Annotated in this window: 15 protein-coding genes; 7 read left to right on the top strand and 8 right to left on the bottom strand. The window is 70.2% G+C overall.

Annotation, left to right across the window (positions count from 1 at the left end; genetic code table 11):
• Positions 1–124: 124 nt before the first annotated feature.
• A complete protein-coding gene (gene secA / locus ACIRD8_RS13020) occupies positions 125–2,947 on the bottom strand; it encodes a preprotein translocase subunit SecA (protein WP_403989705.1) in 2,823 nt (940 codons plus the stop codon).
• A 241-nt stretch (positions 2,948–3,188) separates the two neighbouring features.
• On the opposite strand from secA, the gene ACIRD8_RS13015 reads away from it, so the two are divergent.
• Both ACIRD8_RS13015 and ACIRD8_RS13010 read left to right on the top strand, forming a co-directional pair.
• Positions 3,189–3,779: a GNAT family N-acetyltransferase gene (locus tag ACIRD8_RS13015; RefSeq protein WP_403989703.1), complete on the top strand. Its 591-nt coding sequence runs from the start codon at positions 3,189–3,191 to the stop codon at positions 3,777–3,779.
• A 10-nt stretch (positions 3,780–3,789) separates the two neighbouring features.
• A complete protein-coding gene (locus ACIRD8_RS13010) occupies positions 3,790–4,965 on the top strand; it encodes a winged helix-turn-helix domain-containing protein (protein ID WP_403989701.1) in 1,176 nt (391 codons plus the stop codon).
• A 25-nt stretch (positions 4,966–4,990) separates the two neighbouring features.
• Here ACIRD8_RS13010 and ACIRD8_RS13005 read toward each other — a convergent pair whose 3' ends face one another.
• From ACIRD8_RS13005 to mtnA, 7 genes are all read right to left on the bottom strand, one after another.
• Entirely contained in the window at positions 4,991–5,743 is a 753-nt protein-coding gene (locus ACIRD8_RS13005) for a response regulator transcription factor (RefSeq protein ID WP_099172962.1), read from the bottom strand.
• A 174-nt stretch (positions 5,744–5,917) separates the two neighbouring features.
• Positions 5,918–6,607 (bottom strand): ribosome hibernation-promoting factor, HPF/YfiA family, encoded by a 690-nt coding sequence (hpf, locus tag ACIRD8_RS13000; protein ID WP_099172963.1) that lies wholly within the window; start codon positions 6,605–6,607, stop codon positions 5,918–5,920.
• Positions 6,608–6,936: 329 nt separating this feature from the next.
• A complete protein-coding gene (locus tag ACIRD8_RS12995; RefSeq protein ID WP_403989699.1) occupies positions 6,937–7,674 on the bottom strand; it encodes a ComF family protein in 738 nt (245 codons plus the stop codon).
• A 120-nt stretch (positions 7,675–7,794) separates the two neighbouring features.
• Positions 7,795–9,621 carry an LpqB family beta-propeller domain-containing protein gene (locus ACIRD8_RS12990; RefSeq protein ID WP_403990703.1) on the bottom strand — a complete coding sequence of 609 codons (1,827 nt, stop codon included), beginning with the start codon at positions 9,619–9,621 and terminating at the stop codon, positions 7,795–7,797.
• Between the two features lie 22 nt (positions 9,622–9,643).
• The gene (gene mtrB / locus ACIRD8_RS12985; RefSeq protein WP_403989697.1) at positions 9,644–11,677 is read right to left on the bottom strand and encodes an MtrAB system histidine kinase MtrB; all 2,034 of its coding nucleotides are present in this window, start codon (positions 11,675–11,677) and stop codon (positions 9,644–9,646) included.
• 1 nt (position 11,678) lies between these two features.
• Positions 11,679–12,368 carry a two-component system response regulator MtrA gene (gene mtrA, locus ACIRD8_RS12980; protein WP_187282414.1) on the bottom strand — a complete coding sequence of 230 codons (690 nt, stop codon included), beginning with the start codon at positions 12,366–12,368 and terminating at the stop codon, positions 11,679–11,681.
• Positions 12,369–12,372: 4 nt separating this feature from the next.
• A complete protein-coding gene (mtnA, locus tag ACIRD8_RS12975; protein ID WP_403989695.1) occupies positions 12,373–13,521 on the bottom strand; it encodes an S-methyl-5-thioribose-1-phosphate isomerase in 1,149 nt (382 codons plus the stop codon).
• Positions 13,522–13,661: 140 nt separating this feature from the next.
• On the opposite strand from mtnA, the gene ACIRD8_RS12970 reads away from it, so the two are divergent.
• Genes ACIRD8_RS12970 through ACIRD8_RS12950 form a run of 5 tightly spaced genes read left to right on the top strand, consistent with a single transcriptional unit; the run spans position 13,662 to position 19,130 of the window.
• On the top strand, positions 13,662–14,873 hold the full coding sequence (locus ACIRD8_RS12970; protein ID WP_403989693.1) for a glycerophosphoryl diester phosphodiesterase membrane domain-containing protein: 1,212 nt from the start codon (positions 13,662–13,664) through the stop codon (positions 14,871–14,873).
• Positions 14,874–14,877: 4 nt separating this feature from the next.
• Positions 14,878–15,567, top strand: coding sequence for a DUF4129 domain-containing protein (locus ACIRD8_RS12965; protein ID WP_403989691.1), 690 nt, complete (start codon positions 14,878–14,880; stop codon positions 15,565–15,567).
• Positions 15,564–16,790: a DUF4350 domain-containing protein gene (locus ACIRD8_RS12960; protein WP_403989689.1), complete on the top strand. Its 1,227-nt coding sequence runs from the start codon at positions 15,564–15,566 to the stop codon at positions 16,788–16,790. Before ACIRD8_RS12965 ends, ACIRD8_RS12960 begins: the two co-directional genes overlap by 4 nt.
• Positions 16,787–17,806, top strand: a complete 1,020-nt coding sequence (locus ACIRD8_RS12955; protein ID WP_403989687.1) for an AAA family ATPase — start codon at positions 16,787–16,789, stop codon at positions 17,804–17,806. Before ACIRD8_RS12960 ends, ACIRD8_RS12955 begins: the two co-directional genes overlap by 4 nt.
• A 10-nt stretch (positions 17,807–17,816) precedes the next feature.
• Positions 17,817–19,130, top strand: a complete 1,314-nt coding sequence (locus ACIRD8_RS12950) for a DUF58 domain-containing protein (RefSeq protein WP_403989685.1) — start codon at positions 17,817–17,819, stop codon at positions 19,128–19,130.
• The last annotated feature ends 193 nt before the right edge of the window (positions 19,131–19,323 follow it).

Here is a 19,323-nt window from a genome sequence, read left to right as displayed (position 1 = left end):
CGCGGCACCGTCTACGCCCCGTAAGGGGCCACCTCCCCTCCCAGGCCCGGAGAAGCCAAGCAAATGGCCCGGCCCGGACACCACTCGGTGTCCGGGCCGGGCCATTTCCCAGGCGCGCCGCGCGCTACTTCTTACGGCGCCGCCCACTCGCACTCTTCTGCGCCTTACGGCGCTCCGCACGCGTCATCCCGTCGCCCTCGGACCGCGCACCGTCGCCGTTGGAGAAGTCACCCTCGACGACACCGCCCTCCCCGTCCACCGTGGGAGCGGAGAAGTGCAGCCGGTCCGGACGCTGCGGAGCGTCCAGGCCCTTCGCCCGGATCTCCGGGCGGCCGGCCGCGGCCGCCACCGGCGCGTCCTGCTTCTCGAGCGAGGTCCGGTCCGCGTCCGCCTGCACCGGGACCTCCTCGACCTGCTGCTCGACCTGGACCTCCAGGTTGAACAGGTAGCCGACGGACTCCTCCTTGATGCCTTCCATCATGGCGTTGAACATGTCGAAGCCCTCGCGCTGGTACTCGACCAGCGGGTCCTTCTGCGCCATGGCCCGCAGGCCGATGCCCTCCTGGAGATAGTCCATCTCGTAGAGGTGCTCACGCCACTTGCGGTCCAGGACGGACAGGACCACGCGCCGCTCCAGCTCACGCATGATGTCCGAGCCGAGCGTCTTCTCGCGCTCCGCGTACTGCTCGTGGATGTCGTCCTTGACCGACTCGGCGATGAAGTCGGCGGTCACGCCGGCCAGGTCACCCGCGGCCTCCTCGAGCTCCTCGACCGTGACCTTCACCGGGTAGAGCTGCTTGAAGGCGCCCCACAGCCGGTCGAGGTCCCACTCCTCGGCGAAGCCCTCGGCGGTCTCCTGCCGGATGTAGTCGTCGATCGTGTCGTCCATGAAGTGGCGGATCTGGTCCTGCAGGTCCTCGCCCTCCAGGACGCGGCGGCGCTCGCCGTAGATGACCTCACGCTGCCGGTTGAGCACCTCGTCGTACTTCAGGACGTTCTTACGCGTCTCGAAGTTCTGCTGCTCGACCTGCGACTGCGCGGAGGCAATCGCCCGGGTCACCATCTTGTTCTCGATGGGGACGTCGTCGGGAACGTTCGCCATCGACATGACGCGCTCGACCATCTGCGCCTTGAACAGCCGCATCAGGTCGTCGCCCAGCGACAGGTAGAACCGGGACTCACCCGGGTCGCCCTGACGGCCGGAACGGCCGCGCAGCTGGTTGTCGATGCGCCGCGACTCGTGCCGCTCGGTGCCCAGGACGTAGAGCCCGCCGAGATCCTTGACCTCTTCGAACTCCGCCTTCACGGCCTGCTCGGCCTTCTCCAGCGCGGCGGGCAGCGCGGCCGCCCACTGCTCGACGTGCTCCACCGGGTCGAGACCGCGCTGGCGTAGCTCCGCCTCGGCGAGGTCGTCCGGGTTGCCGCCGAGCTTGATGTCGGTGCCTCGGCCGGCCATGTTCGTGGCGACCGTGACGGCGCCCTTGCGGCCGGCCTGGGCGACGATCGTCGCCTCACGGTCGTGCTGCTTGGCGTTGAGGACCTCGTGCTGGACACCGCGCTTGGAGAGCTGCTGCGAGAGGTACTCGGACTTCTCGACGGAGGTCGTGCCGACCAGGATCGGCTGCCCCTTCTCGTGCTTCTCGGCGATGTCGTCGACGACCGCGGCGAACTTGGCGACCTCGGTGCGGTAGATCAGGTCCGACTGGTCGGCACGGACCATGGGCCGGTTCGTCGGGATCGGCACGACGCCGAGCTTGTAGATCTGGTGGAACTCGGCGGCCTCGGTCATCGCCGTACCGGTCATGCCGGAGAGCTTGCCGTAGAGGCGGAAGAAGTTCTGCAGGGTGATCGTGGCGAGCGTCTGGTTCTCGTCCTTGATGTCCACCCCTTCCTTCGCCTCGATGGCCTGGTGCATGCCCTCGTTGTAGCGGCGGCCGGCGAGGATACGGCCGGTGTGCTCGTCGACGATCATGACTTCGCCGTCGATGACGACGTAGTCCTTGTCGTTCTTGAAGAGTTCCTTGGCCTTGATCGCGTTGTTGAGGTAACCGACGAGCGGGGTGTTCACCGACTCGTAGAGGTTGTCGATCCCGAGCCAGTCCTCGACCTTGGAGACACCGGGCTCGTGGATGGCCACGGTCCGCTTCTTCTCGTCGACCTCGTAGTCGCCGGTCTCCTCGATGCCCTTCAGCGGGTTGCCCGCCTCACCCCTGGTGAGACGCGTGACCAGCTTGGCGAAGTCGCCGTACCACTTGGTGGCCTGGTCGGCCGGGCCGGAGATGATCAGCGGCGTACGGGCCTCGTCGACGAGGATCGAGTCGACCTCGTCGACGATGGCGAAGTTGTGGCCGCGCTGGACGAGCTCGTCCTGGGACCACGCCATGTTGTCGCGGAGGTAGTCGAAACCGAACTCGTTGTTCGTGCCGTACGTGATGTCGCAGGCGTACTGCTCACGGCGCTGGGCCGGAGTCATGTTGGCGATGATGCAGCCGACCTCGAGACCGAGGAACTTGTGCACCCGGCCCATCATCTCGGAGTCGCGCTCGGCCAGGTAGTCGTTGACCGTGATCAGGTGCACGCCCTTGCCGGAGAGCGCGTTGAGATACGCGGGCAGGGTGCCGACGAGGGTCTTGCCCTCCCCGGTCTTCATCTCGGCCACATAGCCGAGGTGCAGGGCGGCACCGCCCATCATCTGGACGTCGTAATGGCGCTGTCCGAGGACACGCTTCGCGGCCTCACGGACGGTCGCGAATGCTTCGGGAAGCAGGTCGTCCAGGCTCTCGCCGTCCGCGTACCGTTCCTTGTACTCGTCGGTGAGCGCCCGCAGCTCGGCGTCGGAGAGGTTGACGAAGTCCTCTTCGATGGAGCTGACCTGGTCCGCGATGCGGTGCAGTTTGCGCAGGATCTTGCCTTCGCCTGCACGCATGAGCTTGTTGAAGACGGACACTGAGGCTGGTCTCCTTGCCGGTCGGGCCTGGCACTGGGTCGTGTGATGGACACTGGCGCGGGCACGGCAGGTGGACCCCACCGCAACGGCCATCGTAAGCGAGGACCCCGCCACGCCGGGAGGGCTGCCACGGCGTTCTCGCTGCCGCGCCCTTCAAGGACAACGGCCGGAGTGGACGGAAGGTGCCGGGAAGCACCGAAAACTGCTCGCTTCCCGCGCTCCCCTTCACCAGAATCCAGAGATGGAACCCACCACGCTCACCACGGAACGCCTGTTCATGCGGCCCTTCGAGCCCGCGGACGCGGAGGCGGTGTACACCGCGTGCCAGGATCCGGCGATCCAGCGCTGGACAGTCGTCCCCTCGCCGTACACCCGTGCGGACGCGGAGCTCTTCACGCAGAAACTCTCCCCGGCGGGCTGGCAGGACGACACGATGTACAACTTCGCGGTCCTGCTGCGGGACGGTGGTCCGCTCGTCGGCGCCCTCGGCGTCAACCGCCACAACCTGCCGGGCACGTACGAGGTGGGCTTCTGGACGGCGAAGGAGCACCGCGGCACCGGCTACATGACCGAAGCGGTGCTCGCCGCTGCCCGCTGGGCCTTCACCGCCCTCGCCGCGGACCGCCTCGAATGGAGGGCCGAGATCGGCAACGCCCCGTCCCGGGCGGTCGCCCTGCGTGCGGGGTTCCGCATGGAGGGGGAGCAGCGGTCTGCCCTGTTCAACAAGGGCATACGGCGGGACACCTGGAACGGCGCCCTGCTCCCGGCCGATCTGGGGCTGCCCGGCACCCATCCCCACCGGCCGGCCCAGGATGTCAGTGGCGCGCTCTAGGGTTCGACGCATGACGTCTGTGCCGCCGCCCGTCCTGGAACTCTCCGCCGACCAGGCGCGCCGTATCGCGCTACGCACCCAGGGCCTCCTGGGTGCCCCGGACCGCCGGGGCGGGGTCCCCGGGGTGCTGCGCCGTCTCGGAGCCGTCCAGCTCGACACCATCTCGGTCCTGGCCAGGTCCCACGAGCTCGTGCCGTACGCACGTCTCGGCGCGCTCGGCCGCCGCGCGGTCGACGAGGCCTATTGGTCGGGCGGCCGGTCCTTCGAGTACTGGTCGCACGCCGCCTGCGTCCTGCCGGTCGAGGAGTGGCCGCACTTCGCGTTCCGCCGCCGCGCCTACCGGGGCCGGCCGCACTGGAGCCACGACCTGCCCGACGGGTCGTACGAGAAGGTGATCGACCAGCTGCGCTCCGAGGGCCCGCTCACGGCGACGGAGCTCGGCGGCGCGAAGAACGGTGGCGAGTGGTGGGACTGGTCGGCGTCCAAGGTCGCCGTCGAGCGGGCCCTGATGTACGGCGAGGTGGTGTGCACCGAGCGCCGCGGCTGGAAGCGGGTCTACGACCTGGCGGAGCGCGCGATCCCGGACGCCCTGCTCCACGACGACCTGGACGACAGGGAGTGCCTGCGCCGGCTGGTGGCCCTGGCGGGTCAGTCGCTGGGCGTGGGCACCCGGGCGGACATCGCCGACTACCACCGGATCAAGGCCGAGCAGTTCGACGCCGTCGTGGCGGACTCCGGACTGGTACCGGTGTCGGTGCGGGGCTGGGCGAAGCCCGCCTGGGCCCACCCCGACGCCCTCGCCTCGGAGCCGCGCGGACGCCACCGTACGACGCTGCTGTCGCCCTTCGACTCACTGATCTGGGAGCGGGCGCGTACGGAGCGGATCTTCGCCTTCACGCACCGCCTGGAGGCGTACGTCCCCCGGGCCAAGCGGATCCACGGCTACTTCGCGATGCCGCTGCTCGCGGGCGGCAGGCTGCGGGGCCGGGTCGATCCGGCCAGGGAGGGGACCACGCTGGTCGCCCGCCAGGTGTCCCTGGACAACGGGAAGTCCGTGACGCCCATGGCCGAGGCTCTCGTGGAGGCGGCGTCCTGGGTCGGCTGCACGGACGTACGGCTGGAGCGTGTCGACGCACCCGAGCTGCGCGAGCCGCTCATGGCGGAAATCGCCCGCGCCCTCCCGTAGGCGCCGGACGCGGTGCGCCCCTCCGCTACCTGATCTCGAGGATCTTCTCCCGCATGGCATAGACCACCGCTTCCATCCGGGAGTGCAGCTGAAGCTTCTCCAGGATATTGCGGACGTGGTTCTTCACCGTGTTCTCGGAAATGAACAATTCCTTGGCGATATCGCGGTTGTTCATGCCCGTGGCCACGAGTTTGAGCACTTCCAGCTCACGCTCGGTGAGCCGCGGCGCGGGAACGAGTCTGCGCTCGTCGGTGCGCTGAATCATCGACTTGAACTCGGTGAGCAGTTTGGAGGCCATCGACGGGCTGATCTGGGACTGGCCGTCCGCCACCGCGCGAATGGCCGTGGCCACCTCGTCGGTCGAGATCTCCTTGAGCAGATAGCCGGTGGCGCCCGCCTTGATCGCCTCGTAGAGGTCGGCCTCCTCGTCGCTGATCGTCAGCATGATGATCTTCGCGCTGGGGGCCACCTCCTTGATGGAGGTGCAGGCTTCGATGCCGCCGCGCTTGGGCATCCTCACGTCCATCAGCACGATGTCGGGCAGCAGGTCCGCCGCCTTGTCGACCGCCTCCGCCCCGTCCCCCGCCTCTCCGACGACCTGGATGTCCTCCTCCTGCGCGAGGACGATCTCCAGGCCTCGGCGGAAGAGCGCGTGGTCGTCCACCACGAGAACCCTGATGGGTTCCTTGCGGGAACTTCCGTCGTCCGCAACGGAATCCGCACCGGCAGCGCTGTCGGCATCGTTCGTCCCGCGCACGGGCCCGAAGGTGTCCGCCATCGTTCCTCCCCCTGAAGGCCACTGCCTGAGGTCACAGGCTGTCCGCCAACGGCAGTGCACAGAGCACTGATTGGCCTGGGTCGCCATGATTTCATGCCTGGCCGCCGAAGCGGTGCCCCCGGGAGCGCGCTGACGCTTCCGGGGGCACCGCGTATCGGCTGTGAGCGATGGGTGTCAGCCGCCGAGCGCACCGCCCGCGCCGCCCGCCTCGTCGGAGGCCAGCGGGTCGGTCCTCAGGTGGATGACACCGTAGTCATAGGCGTGCCGCCGGTAGACGACACTGGGCTCCTTGGTCTCGGAGTCGACGAACAGATAGAAGTCGTGCCCGACCAGCTCCATCTCGTAGAGCGCCTGGTCGAGTGTCATCGGCGCAGCGACGTGCGTCTTCTCGCGCACCACGAGCGGTCCCTCGCCCTGCACCTCGAGCGAACCGATCCTGGTGGTGGGCACGGACGGCTCCGGCTCCGTCGGGATCAGTTCACCGTCCCCGTTGAACGAGGCGGCGTCCGGCACGACCTCTCCGACCGTGGCTGCGGACAGCCGGCCGTTGCCGCGCCTGCTGTAGCGCTTGTCGTGCTCCTTGCGCAGCTGTGTGTCCAGCTTGTCGGTTGCCAGGTCAAGCGCTGCGTACGGGTCGCCTGCCGCTGCTTCCGCCCGGATGACCGGCCCACGCGAGCGGAGCGTGATCTCCACCCTTGCCGCACGGTCGGCCTGACGGGGATTGGGCTCCTTGGACACCTCGACGTCGAGGCTGATCACCTTGCCGTCGAACTTCTGGATCTTGTCCAGCTTCAGCTTCTCGGCCACGTGCTTGCGGAACCGCTCGGGTACCTCGGTCTTGCGGCCCTTGACGACGATGTCCACGCAGAACTCCGTTCCCGGATCGCTCCGCTTCGGCGGCGGAGCATCTCCCTTTTGCACCAGGCTCCGGTGATCGCCGGAGCCGCGGACTCGGTGGCTGTCACCTCCTCCTCCCCCATCGGCAGGGACTCCACCCCACCGATTTCCATGCTTCTGGCGTACCGGTGAGTTACCTGCCCGAAACCTGGTGGCGCATTCACAGAGGTACGGAATTCACCGTCCCTCACAACCGAACATAGCCTGCCCACCACTGTGTCGGCACCCGCTACTCACGCGTACCTCCGATCGGGGCCCTTTACCCACTCACTACCTGCAACGATGCAAGTTATCTGTCAGTTCCGGTTTATTTCGAAGGCAGAAGGAGAAGCTGCGACAACCGCGGCGCGCAGCCCTTCCACCGTGCCGTCGCCCGCACGGCTCGCGGCACGGTCCGTACGCACCGCACGGACCGCACGAGCTGCCTCGGCCAGCGACGACCCCGTCGTCAGCAGGTCGTCCACCAGCACCACCCGGCCCCCGTCGAGCAGCCTCCGGCCGCCCTCCGCGACGACGAGGGCACCCGCCAGGTTCACCTGCCGCTCCCGGGCCCCGAGCCCCGCCTGGTCAGCCACCGCACGCCGCTGCCGCAGCACGGCGAACACCCGGGCCCGCGTGCCTCCGCGCCGAAGCTCGGCCGCCGCGGCGGCCGCGATCCTGCGCACCGGATCGTGCCCTCGTCCGGCCGTGGCCCGCCGCGCGGACGGCACGGGAACCAGCAGCAGCGGGCCGGCGTCACCCGCATGCCCCGCTCCGGCCCGTACAGCGGCCGCCAGCGCCCCGCCGAGCACTCCGGCAAGGCCGAGTGCCCCACGCTCCTTGTGGGCCAGCAGCATCGCCCGTACGGCGTTCTCGTACGGCGCCACCGCATGGACCGCCGGGAGCCCCGCCGGCTCGGGCGTGGGCCTCACCCGGCGCGGCCCGGCAGCCAGAACGGCGGCACACTCCTCGCACAGCCCGGTCCGTGGCCTGCCGCAGCCACCGCAGGCCACGGGCAGCACCAGCCCTGCGATCTCCTGCCACCAGCCGCGCACGGTCCCACTGTGACCGGCCCGGCGGCCACACGGCCACCCCTGTGGAAAACCCCTGTGGAAAACCGGCGCCACTCCGCCGCCCGCACGGGACGACGGGGCAGCCCTCGCGAACCGCCCCGCTCAGCCCGGGTAGACCAGCGAGGAGCCGTCCTTGAGAACGGTCTGCCAGTTGTCCCCCGGCGAGAGCTTCACGATCCCGTCGCTCTCGGTGTCCGCCATCAGCGGCAGCTGCTCGTCGTCGGCAGCGGCCACGGCCGTCACCTGGTTCACGCCCGGCAGGACCCCCGAGGACGAGGTGGACCCGTCGGCCTGGACGTAACGCACCTGCTGCACGCCGCCCTCCTCCTTGCCGACCACCACGAGACGGCTGCGGCCGGACCAGGAAACCGCCGTCACCTCGGCCAGCTGGGGCGCCGCCTGACGCAGGTCCTCCACCGAGACCTGCTCGGTGTCTCCCGAACCGTGACGCTCGACCCGGCCGATGTGCAGCGTCGTGTGCCCGTCCCTCGACACCCGCAGAGCGATCCGTACGCCGTCCGAGGACATCCGCAGCGCCTCGATCCGGCCGCCGTTCAGCCCCGGAACCAAGACCTCCTGCGGCTCTCCGGCACCGCCGGCCAGACGCAGCAGCCGGGGATCCGACGGATCACGGTCGGCGACCCACAGATCACCCCTGCCGTCCCAGCTCGGTGCCGACAACCGGTCCGCGGCCTTCTTCGCGCCACTGGTCACCACAGGGGCCGCCGGCTCGCTCTCCTCGGTGAGGGAGGACACGTAGAGGTGCTGCTGGTTCTCCGAGACGGCGGCGGCCTGCTGCTCGTCCCTGGCCACGCCGACGGCGCTCATGGGCACCGTCCCGCTGCCCAGCGGCCCGATGACCGGCTCCGGGTCACCGCTGCCCTTGCTGCTGCCGGGGATGCGCTGCACATGCCCCTTGTCGTCCACGAAGTACTGGCTGTCGGGATCGTCGGAACCGTTGCCCGCGGCGAAGTCCTCGGCCTCATCGGCTCCGAGTGAGCACAGCGGCCCCCGCTCACCCTGCAGCTCCACCTGCCCCACCCGGGCGGACGTCAGGTCCCGCAGGGTGAAGAGCACCTGGGCCGCCATCATCCTGCAGGCGTCCTGACCGGCCCCGTCGGCCTTCTTGTTGAGCGGCACCTTCAGGACGTTCTGGTCGTCCGTCGTCAGCGAGGTGACCCCGCTCTTCAGCGCCGTACCCACGGGGAAGCGCGAATCGACCACAGGCCTCAGCCAGTTCGACGGGCCCTCCAGCAGCGTCCGCACCGTCTGGGTGGCGGTGTCCATCCGCGTGACGGGATCCGTGCGGTTCCGTACGTAGACGGGATCGGCGACCAGCGCGGCCGCCTCGTCCGTCCGCCCGGCGGCGAAGTAGTACTTGTTCACCGACCGGTAGAGGCGCTTGAAGTCCGACTGCCCGAGCACCAGACCGTCCGGGACGACGTCGATGCGCCATTCCTGCTTGCCGTCCGCGCCCTTCTCCCGGACCAGATGGAGCATCTGGTCGTACTCCGACGGGGCCAGCGGCCGGTACGAACTCTGCGCGTCGACCGCCGCCACCTGTTCGCCGGTCAGCGTGTACGTGGTCTCGGCGGCCCCGCGTTCCTTGTCGTGGATCGTGGGCCCGTTACGGCTGGGTGCTTTCGCGAGCACCGTGGTGCCCTCGCCCGGCTGCCAGGTGCGGCCGGCTTCCTCGGTCAGATACTGGCGGGTCGTCCGGAAATCGGGGTCGTCACTGGTCATCGACTCCAGGAAACCGTCGACGACTTCGATGGGCGTGGCGCCCTCCCGCGGAGGCACGGCGTACACCTGGACCTGGGAGTCGCCCGGCTGCGAGGCGTCGACCGCCTTCACGTCCCCGGTGACCGGCATCGCTCCGCACCCGGCGAGCACCAGGACGCCACAGCCGAGCAGCACGGACAACCGCACCGCCCGGCCGCCCCGACGACGGTCAGTGTCCACGAGTCGTGTCCTCCTGCTCCGGAACCTGCGTCTCTGGGTCGGCGTCCCCGCCCGGCCGCTCCCCGGCCGGCCGTGACACCACACGTGCTCCGCTGCCCGGCAGGGCCGCCGGATCGACCATCGCCGTCGCACGCGGTGCCACAGACCCGTGCGCCCGCACGCCCAGGTGCGAACGCGCCGTGGAACCCGTCTGGCTCGGTACGGACATCAGCCGGTGATCGCTCACCGGCGCCGCCGCCTCCGCACGTTCACGGTCCTCCCGGTTGCGCCGGGAGTCCTCCGGCTCCAGGGGTATCGGCGAACCGCGCAGCGGCTCGTCCGCCGTACGCGGCAGGGTCAGCCGGAACTGCGAGCCGCCACCGGGCTCGCCCCAGGCCTGCAGCCAGCCCCCGTGCAGCCGGGCGTCCTCGACGGCGATCGACAGTCCGAGCCCCGTGCCGCCGGTGGTGCGGGCACGTGCCGGATCCGCCCGCCAGAAGCGGTTGAAGACCCGGGTCGCCTCGCCCGGCTTGAGGCCCACGCCGTAGTCCCTGACCGCCACGGCCACGGCACCCTGCGCGACACCCATCCGCACGATCACGTCCCGGCCCTCGCCGTGCTCGACGGCGTTGACGACGAGATTGCGCAGGACCCGCTCGACACGGCGCGCGTCGGCCTCCGCGACCACGGGCTGTTCGTCACCCACCACCCGGATCCGCGTGCCCTTGCGCTCCGCCAGCGGCTCGGCCCCGCCGATCACCCGCCGCACGACGGTGCGCAGGTCTATCGGCTCGGCTTCCAGCGCCGCGGCCCCCGCGTCGAACCTGCTGATCTCCAGCAGGTCGGACAGGAGCGACTCGAAGCGGTCGAGCTGGTCCCCCAGCAGCTCGGCGGACCGGGCCGTGACCGGGTCGAAGTCGACGCGCGCCTCATGGATGACATCGGCGGCCATCCGCACGGTCGTCAGCGGCGTACGCAGCTCATGACTGACGTCCGAGACGAAACGCCGCTGCATACGGGAGAGCTCCTCCAGCTGCTGGATCTTCAGCTGCAGATTCTGCGCCATCTTGTTGAAGGCCTCACCGAGGCGTGCGATGTCGTCCTCACCGGTGACCTTCATCCGTTCCTGGAGCCGGCCGGCCGAGAGCCTCTCGGCGATCCCCGCCGCCATCCGTACGGGCGTGACGACCTGGCGCACCACGAACCAGGCGATGGCACCGAGCAGCACGACCACGAACAGCCCGGCCGTGGCCAGGGTCGTCGTGACCAGGGTCAGCGACTTCTCCTCCTGCGTGAGCGGGAAGAGGTAGTACAGCTCGTACGGGTTGTGGTCGACGTCGTAGAGCCGCTTGCCCACCACGAGACCGGGCTCCGGATCCTTCCCGTAGGAGTACCGGATCAGCGAGTACGTCTGGAAGGCGCCCGCGCCCTTGCCCACGTCGTCCCGCAGCTTCTGCGGGATGGAGGACGCCTCCACACTGCCCGAGCCCCGCGGGGCTCGGCTGGTGGTGCCGTGGCCGCCGGTGTCGGGGCTGAGCGCCACCACGTTGAAGGCGTTCGTGCCACCGCTGGCGAGCTGGTCGACGAGCTCGGTCCGCCAGGAGGTGTTGGCGGTCATCCCGTCGGCACCCTCCTCGCTCTGGTCCCCGGGGACCAGCGGCGCGTTCGCGTTCGTCTGCGCCGCCGCGAAACCGCCGGCCGCCTGGGTCTGCGCGGCATTCCCCTTCGCCTCGAGCAGTCCGTTGCGGACCTGCCCGATCACGACGAAGCCGAGGAGGAGCACCACGGCGATCGACATCAGCAGCGTCCCCGCCACGACACGGAGCTGCAGATTGCGCCGCCACAGGCGGACAGCCGGCAGCAGCGGACCGCGGATCCACCGCATCAGCAGCCGCGGCACGGGGCCGCCGGGCGTCCGGTCGCGGAACAACCGGCCGCCCAGCGGGGCCCGGCCGAAACGAGAAGCACCCCGTGCCTGACCGGCAGCCCGCTCCGTACGGGCCCCGGGCACCCCGGGTGGCGGAGCAGCGCTGCCCAGGGTCATGTCAGCTCGGTCCGGCCTTGTAACCGACACCACGGACGGTCACGACGATCTCCGGCCGCTCCGGGTCCTTCTCCACCTTCGAGCGGAGCCGCTGGACGTGCACGTTCACCAGACGGGTGTCGGCGGCGTGGCGATAACCCCACACCTGCTCGAGCAGTACCTCACGCGTGAAGACCTGCCACGGCTTACGGGCGAGAGCGACCAGCAGGTCGAACTCCAGCGGGGTCAGGGCGATGGACTGCCCCTCCCGCTTCACCGAGTGGCCGGCCACGTCGATGACCAGGTCACCGATCGTCAGCTGTTCCGGCGCGGGCTCTTCGGACCTCCGCAAACGCGCCCTGATCCGGGCGACCAACTCCTTCGGCTTGAACGGCTTGACGATGTAGTCGTCGGCCCCGGATTCCAGGCCCACCACCACATCCACCGTGTCGCTCTTGGCAGTGAGCATGACGATCGGCACACCTGACTCGGCCCTGATCAGCCTGCAGACCTCGATGCCGTCCCGTCCGGGCAGCATGAGGTCCAGCAGCACCAGGTCCGGCTTGGCCTCACGAAATGCGGCCAGTGCCTTGTCGCCGTCCGCTACGAACGACGGTTCGAAACCTTCTCCCCGCAGCACAATGCCGAGCATCTCGGCCAGTGCGGTGTCGTCGTCGACGACAAGGACGCGTCCCTTCATAAACGACATCATCCCATTAGCTAATCGTTACCTGCGATGACCTGGCACACAGCTCTGCCAGTCCGACCCCCGTGACCGGGGAAATAACGCCCTCCTCCGTGACGATCGCCGTGACCAGTTCGGGCGGCGTGATGTCGAATGCGGGGTTGTACGCCTTGGTTCCCGGGGGCGCGACCACCGTCCCGCCCCCTTCGCCTCCGGCCGGAACGCCCGGCCTCGATGTGAACTCTGTCACTTCCGCCGCGGAACGCTGCTCCACGACGATCGATGTGCCGTCCACGGTCTCCAGATCGACCGTGGTCGTCGGCGCAACGACGATGAACGGCACATGGTGGTACTTCGCGAGCACCGCCAACGGATAGCTCCCCACCTTGTTGGCCACCGAGCCGTCCGCGGCGATGCGGTCCGCCCCGATGATTACGGCATCCACCTCCCCCGCCGCAAACAGCGAACCCGCCGCGCTGTCCGTGAGCAAGCTGTACGGCATCCCGTTCCGCCCCGCCTCGTACGCCGTCAGCCGGGCCCCCTGGAGCAGCGGCCTGGTCTCGTCCACCCACAGCTGCCGCAGGCTGCCCTTCCGGTGCGCCCTCAGAGCCACCGCGAAGGCCGTCCCCGCGCCGCCGGACACGAGCGCCCCGGTGTTGCAATGGGTCAGCAGCCGGTGCCCCCGCTCCCCCGGCAGGAGCTCCGCGAGCAGTTCCAGACCGTACTGCGCCATGCGCCCACTGGCCGCCGCGTCCTCCTGATGCAGAGCCCGCGCCTCGGCCAGCGCCGCCAGGGCGGCCCCCTCCGGGCCGGACCCGCTCCCGGCGGCGTCCTGGTACACCCGCGCCACCCGCCGCGCCCCGTACCCGAGGTTCACCGCGGTGGGCCGCGCCTGTTCCAGCAGCTCCGAGGCCCGCACCACGTCCTCACCCCGGGCCGCTGCCAGCGCCACCCCGTAGCCCCCGGCGATACCCAGCAGCGGCGCACCCCGCACCGCCAGCGTCCGGATCGCCCGCACCAGCGCGGGCACGTCGGCGCACACCAGCTCGGCCTCCTCGGCGGGCAGCCGCGTCTGGTCGAGGAGCACCACCGCAGGCCCTTCCGGAGGCTCGGTCCAGCGGAGTGCGGAGAGGGCCGGAGGCTCGGTGCCCACCGGCGTTTGCGCGTCCTGATCAGCCATCTGCCCAGTCTGCCCGCTGAACCGCCCGCGCACGAAGGCAAGAAGGAGATACGGCGCCAGGCCCGCACCGCACCGACGCGTGGCACGATGGCTGGCAACCTGCCGCCCCGATGAGCGGGCAGGACTGTGAAGGAGCGACGATGAACGACTCTCCGGGCTGGGCCTCGCCCGGATCCGCCCCCTCCGACGGTCAGGAGAAGGGCATTCCCAAACCCTCCGCTCCCGTCGACGGAAGCGGGCCGGCCGGACAGTGGTCTCCCGCACAGCCGCCCCCGGGACAGTGGTCCCCGCCGAGCGCCCCTGGCACCGGGCCGGGCGCGCCTCCGCCCGCACCGGGCTGGGGCGGCATGCCGCAGGGAGGACCCGGATGGGGCCACCGGCCCCCGGCGGCGAAGCCCGGCGTCATCCCGCTCCGCCCCCTCGGGGTCGGCGAGATCCTCGACGGTGCGGTGTCCACCATGCGCACCCACTGGCGCACGGTGCTGGGCATCAGCCTCACCGTCTCCGTGATCGCCGAGATCGTGGTCATCCTCGTGCAGCGCTACCTCCTGCCCGAGCAGGAGTCGGTCGACCCGAACGCGACCGGGGCCGAGGCCCTCCGCCAGGCGACCGACTCGGCACAGTCCCAGCTGATCAACAGCGCCCCCAGCACGCTCATCGCGATGATCGCCACTCTCATCACCACCTCGGTCCTCACCGTGGTGATCAGCCGCTCCGTGCTGGGCCGGGGTGTGACCCTCTCCGAAGCGTGGTCCGAGGCCCGCCCCCGGCTTCTGCCGCTCCTCGGGCTGACACTTCTGCTGAGCCTGATGAGCGCCGCGATCATGGCGGTGGGTCTGCTTCCCGGCCTGGCCCTCGGCGACGGTGCGGGCGGGCTCGCCCTGACCTTCCTCGGCTTCCTCGGCGCCTGTGCCGTCGTTCTCTGGCTGATGATCCGCTTCACGCTCGCAGCGCCGGCGCTGATGCTGGAACGGCAGCCCGTACTCACCTCGCTGCGCCGGTCCGCCAAACTGGTCAGGGGCAACTGGTGGCGGACGTTCGGCATCCTGGCGCTCACCTACCTGCTGGTCATCATCCTGACCTTGATCATCGCGATCCCGTTCGGCATCATCGCCGTGACCGTGGACAGTGACGGCCTGAGCGAGTTCCTCAACAGCAGCTCCACGGACTTCGGCTGGCCCTTCCTCATCATCTCGGGCATCGGCGAAGTGATCATCTCGACGCTCGCCTACCCCTTCACCGCCGGAGTGATGGCCCTGCTCTACGTCGACCAGCGCATCCGCCGCGAGGCGCTCGACCTGGAACTCGCCCGGGCCGCGGGCCTGCCCGGCTACGACGACCCCAGGAGCTGATGCGGTGACGGGGGCGGGGGGCACCACAGCGGTACGGCTCATCAGGGCGGGCGAGGACATACCCGTGGACACACCACGCGTCCCCGCCCGCGAAGCGGCGCAGGACGAACTGTCCGACCCGATGTACCACGAACACGATCCGAACCTCCTCGAACGTGGCCTCGACCGCTTCTGGGACTGGATCGGAGATCTCCTCTCCGGTGCCGCCGGGGCCGCCCCCGGCGGCCCGCTCGGGCTCGTCGTACTCGTGCTGGCCCTCGCCGGTCTGGGGGCCGCCCTGTGGTGGAGGCTCGGCACACCGCGGCGCACCGCCCGTTCCCCGGAGACACTCTTCGGCAGCACCATCCGCAGCACGGCCGACCACCGCGCCACGGCTGCCGCACACGCCGAAGCCCGGCGCTGGACCGAAGCCGTCCAGGAACGCATGCGCGCCCTCGTACGCTCCCTCGAGGACCGGGCCGTGCTCGGCCCACGCCCCGGCCGCACCGCGGACGAGGCGGCGACCGAGGCAGGCCGGCTGATGCCCGCGCACGCCGACCGACTCCGCGCCGCCGCCCTGGTCTTCGACGACGTCACATACGGCGGCCGCACCGCCGACGAGGCCGCGTACCTGGACCTGTGCACCCTCGACCTGGACCTCGAGGCGGCCAAGCCCCTGCCGGCAACCGGAGCCGCCCGAGGAGCCGCCCGATGACCACCACCGCGGCCGTCCCCGCCACATCGCAATCCCGCAGCCCCCAACAGATCTGGCGACGTGCCCGGGGGCTGCTGTTCGCCGTCCTCATCCTCGTCGTCGCCGGGGTCACCCTCGCCGCCGTTCGCTCCGGCGGCCAGCACGGGCGGCTCGATCCCCGATCCGCGGACCCCTACGGCAGCCGGGCCGTCGCCGAACTCCTCAAGGACCGCGGCGTCTCCGTCGACACGGCCACCACCCTCGACGAGGCCATCGGGGCCACAGGCCCCGACACCACCCTGCTCGTCGCCGGGCCCAACATGCTCACCGCCCACCAGCAGCACCGCCTTCACACGGCGACCGCCGGCTCCGCAGGCCGTACCGTCCTCATCGCCCCCGCCGGCCCCTCCGTCACCCGGCTCGCCCCCGGCGTACGCCAGGAAGCGCACGGCCCGCTGACCACCCGCCCGCCACGCTGCGAACTCCCCGCGGCCCGCGCCGCGGGAGCCACCGACATGGGTGGCGTCCACTACGCGACGGACGCCCCTGGGGCCACCGCCTGCTACCCGGACAACGGACTGGCCCCCCTGCTCGTCCTGCCGGGGCAGGAAACCGGCGACACCGTGCTGCTCGGCTCCCCCGACATCCTCTACAACGACCGTCTCGACCAGCAGGGCAACGCCTCGCTGGGCCTGCAACTCCTCGGCTCCCGCCCACATCTCGTCTGGTACCTCCCCTCGCTCGACGATCCCTCAGCAGCCGGAGGCAGCTCCGGCGGCAACGACAACACCGACGGCGGATCCGGAGGGGAGAGCGGCTTCATCGGCCTCATCCCCTCGGGCTGGCTCTGGGGCACCCTCCAACTGGCCCTCGCCGCCGTCCTCGCCGCCATCTGGCGCGGCCGCCGCTTCGGCCCGCTGGTCACCGAGCGACTGCCGGTGGCGATCCGCGCCTCCGAAACCACCGAGGGACGGGCCCGCCTCTACCGCAGGGCCGACGCCCGTGACCGCGCCGCGGCCTCCCTGCGCTCCGCCACACGCAGCCGCATCTCCCCCCTCCTCGGTGTGTCACCCCGTGACACAGATTCCCCCGCTGTGCTCCTCCCTGCCGTCGCCGCACGCCTCAGCAACCCGAGCCACGCCCCCGGGGCCCTCCTCTTCGGCCCGGCGCCGGCCGATGACGCCGCGCTTGTCCTTCTGACCGATCAACTCGACGCCCTCGAAAGAGAGGTACGCACTTCATGAGCGCCCCGACCCCGGAGACCGCCGAGCTTGCGGCGGCCACAGGGGCCCCTGCGGCCCCCGTGAACTCCGACAGCGCCCGCGCATCCTTGGAAGCCCTGCGTTCCGAGATCGCCAAGGCCGTCGTCGGCCAGGACCCGGCCGTGACCGGACTCGTCGTCGCTCTCCTCTGTCGAGGTCATGTCCTGCTGGAAGGCGTACCCGGAGTGGCAAAGACCCTCCTGGTCCGCGCACTTGCCGCCTCTCTCGAACTGGACACCAAACGCGTCCAGTTCACCCCCGACCTGATGCCGAGCGACGTCACGGGCTCCCTCGTCTACGACGCTCGCACCGCCGAGTTCTCCTTCCAGCCCGGACCGGTGTTCACCAACCTCCTGCTCGCCGACGAGATCAACCGGACCCCTCCCAAGACGCAGTCCTCCCTGTTGGAGGCCATGGAGGAACGCCAGGTCACCATCGACGGGTCTCCCCGGCCACTGCCCGACCCGTTCCTGGTGGCAGCCACTCAGAACCCTGTGGAATACGAGGGCACGTACCCGCTGCCGGAGGCCCAGCTGGACCGCTTCCTCCTCAAACTGACGGTCCCCCTTCCCTCACGCGAGGACGAGATCAACGTGCTCACCCGCCATGCGGACGGGTTCAACCCTCGCGACCTCAAGGCAGCGGGCATACAGCCCGTGGCCGGCCCCGCCGACCTCGAAGCGGCACGCGCCGCCGTCGCCAAGACCTCGGTCTCCCCCGAGATCGCCGCCTATGTCGTGGATATCTGTCGTGCCACGCGTGAATCCCCCTCGCTGAACCTCGGCGCCTCCCCCCGAGGAGCCACCGCGCTGCTCTCCACCGCACGGGCATGGGCCTGGCTCACAGGCCGGGACTACGTCACCCCGGACGATGTGAAAGCCCTCGCTCTGCCCACACTCCGTCATCGCATCCAGCTGCGGCCGGAAGCAGAGATGGAGGGAGTCACCGCGGACTCCGTCATCACCTCTGTCCTCGCCCACGTCCCCGTCCCCCGGTGAGGCGGTGACCATGGCCCTCACCGGACGGGCCGCCCTGGTGGCGGCTCTGGGGTCACTCCCTGTAGGCGTCTTGGCCCCGAGCTGGACGGGCATGCTCGCGGTCAATGTCCCGCTCTCACTGGCAATTCTGTGCGACTACGCCCTGGCAGCGCCAGTGCGAACGATGCAGTTCACCCGATCCGGTGATACATCCGTTCGACTCGGCGAAACCGCGGCAGTGCAACTCACCGTGACCAACCCGTCCCGGCGCAAGTTCCGGGCCCACCTCCGCGATGGCTGGCCCCCCAGCAGCTGGACCTCGGAGAACGAACAGGCATCGTCCCGGCACCAGTTCGCCATACCTGCCGGCGAACGACGCCGCCTCACCACGCTCCTGCGTCCGTCGCGGCGCGGAGACCGCCAGGCCGACCGCGTCACCATCAGGTCGTTCGGCCCCCTCGGTCTCGCCTCCCGCCAGGGATACCACCGCGTGCCGTGGACGGTCCGGGTACTGCCGCCCTTCACCAGCCGCAAGCATCTTCCCTCGCGCCTCGCACGACTGCGGGAACTCGACGGCCGGACCAGTGTGCTGACGCGTGGAGAAGGAACCGAGTTCGACAGCCTGCGCGCCTACGTCCCGGGAGACGACACCCGTTCCATCGACTGGCGGGCAACCGCACGTCAGTCTGCGGTCGCTGTCCGCACCTGGCGCCCGGAGCGCGACCGCCACATCCTCGTCGTCCTCGATACCGGCCGCACATCAGCGGGCCGGGTGGGCGATGTACCGCGGCTCGACGCCGCCATGGACGCGACCCTCCTCCTCACCGCCCTTGCCACCCGCGCGGGCGACCGCGTGAACCTGATCGCTTACGACAGGCGTGTCCGGGCCCGGGTGCAGGGAAGGACAGCGGGAGGAGACGTCCTGTCGACGCTGGTCAGCGCCCTGGCCACGCTGGAGCCGGAGCTCGTGGAGACCGACGCTCACGGCCTGAGCACGGCCGCACTCGCCAACGCCCCCCGCCGCTCCCTGATCGTCCTGCTCACGAGCCTGGACGCCGCGCCGATCGAGGAGGGCCTCCTGCCGGTCCTCCCACAGCTCACCCAGCGCCACACGGTTCTGGTGGCGGCGGTCGCGGATCCCCATGTCGAGGTGATGGCCCAAGCACGGGGCACAGTGGACGCGATCTACGAGGCCGCCGCGGGCACGCAGGCCCAGGCCCAGCGCCGTCGAACCGCGGACCAGCTCCGGCGACATGGCGTCACGGTCGTCGATGCCGCACCCGACGACCTGGCCCCCGCGCTGGCTGACGCCTACCTCGCGCTGAAGGCAGCCGGCCGGCTGTAGGGGATGCGCAACTACGGCTCTCCCGCCGCTTCGGCCTCCGTGCCCCCGAGCTCCCATGCTTGGGGCACGGAGATCCCGGCAGTCCGAGAATGGTTCTGAACGCAGAAAAGCCCCGTGCCACAAGGGCACGGGGCTTTCCCGGAATAATTGTTCGGCGGCGTCCTACTCTCCCACAGGGTCCCCCCTGCAGTAC

This window comes from Streptomyces sp. NPDC102451, from assembly GCF_044765485.1.
GTDB lineage: Bacteria > Actinomycetota > Actinomycetes > Streptomycetales > Streptomycetaceae > Streptomyces.
Note: the sequence above shows the minus strand (reverse complement) of the source record. Positions and strands in the feature narration are given on the sequence as shown.

Coding starts and splice junctions, on each gene's coding strand:
- ACIRD8_RS13015 (WP_403989703.1), top strand. CDS start 3,189: ATGGAACCCACCACGCTCACCACGGAACGCCTGTTCATGCGGCCCTTC.
- ACIRD8_RS13010 (WP_403989701.1), top strand. CDS start 3,790: ATGACGTCTGTGCCGCCGCCCGTCCTGGAACTCTCCGCCGACCAGGCG.
- ACIRD8_RS13005 (WP_099172962.1), bottom strand. CDS start 5,743: ATGGCGGACACCTTCGGGCCCGTGCGCGGGACGAACGATGCCGACAGC.
- mtrB (WP_403989697.1), bottom strand. CDS start 11,677: ATGACCCTGGGCAGCGCTGCTCCGCCACCCGGGGTGCCCGGGGCCCGT.
- mtrA (WP_187282414.1), bottom strand. CDS start 12,368: ATGATGTCGTTTATGAAGGGACGCGTCCTTGTCGTCGACGACGACACC.
- mtnA (WP_403989695.1), bottom strand. CDS start 13,521: ATGGCTGATCAGGACGCGCAAACGCCGGTGGGCACCGAGCCTCCGGCC.
- ACIRD8_RS12970 (WP_403989693.1), top strand. CDS start 13,662: ATGAACGACTCTCCGGGCTGGGCCTCGCCCGGATCCGCCCCCTCCGAC.
- ACIRD8_RS12960 (WP_403989689.1), top strand. CDS start 15,564: ATGACCACCACCGCGGCCGTCCCCGCCACATCGCAATCCCGCAGCCCC.
- ACIRD8_RS12955 (WP_403989687.1), top strand. CDS start 16,787: ATGAGCGCCCCGACCCCGGAGACCGCCGAGCTTGCGGCGGCCACAGGG.
- ACIRD8_RS12950 (WP_403989685.1), top strand. CDS start 17,817: ATGGCCCTCACCGGACGGGCCGCCCTGGTGGCGGCTCTGGGGTCACTC.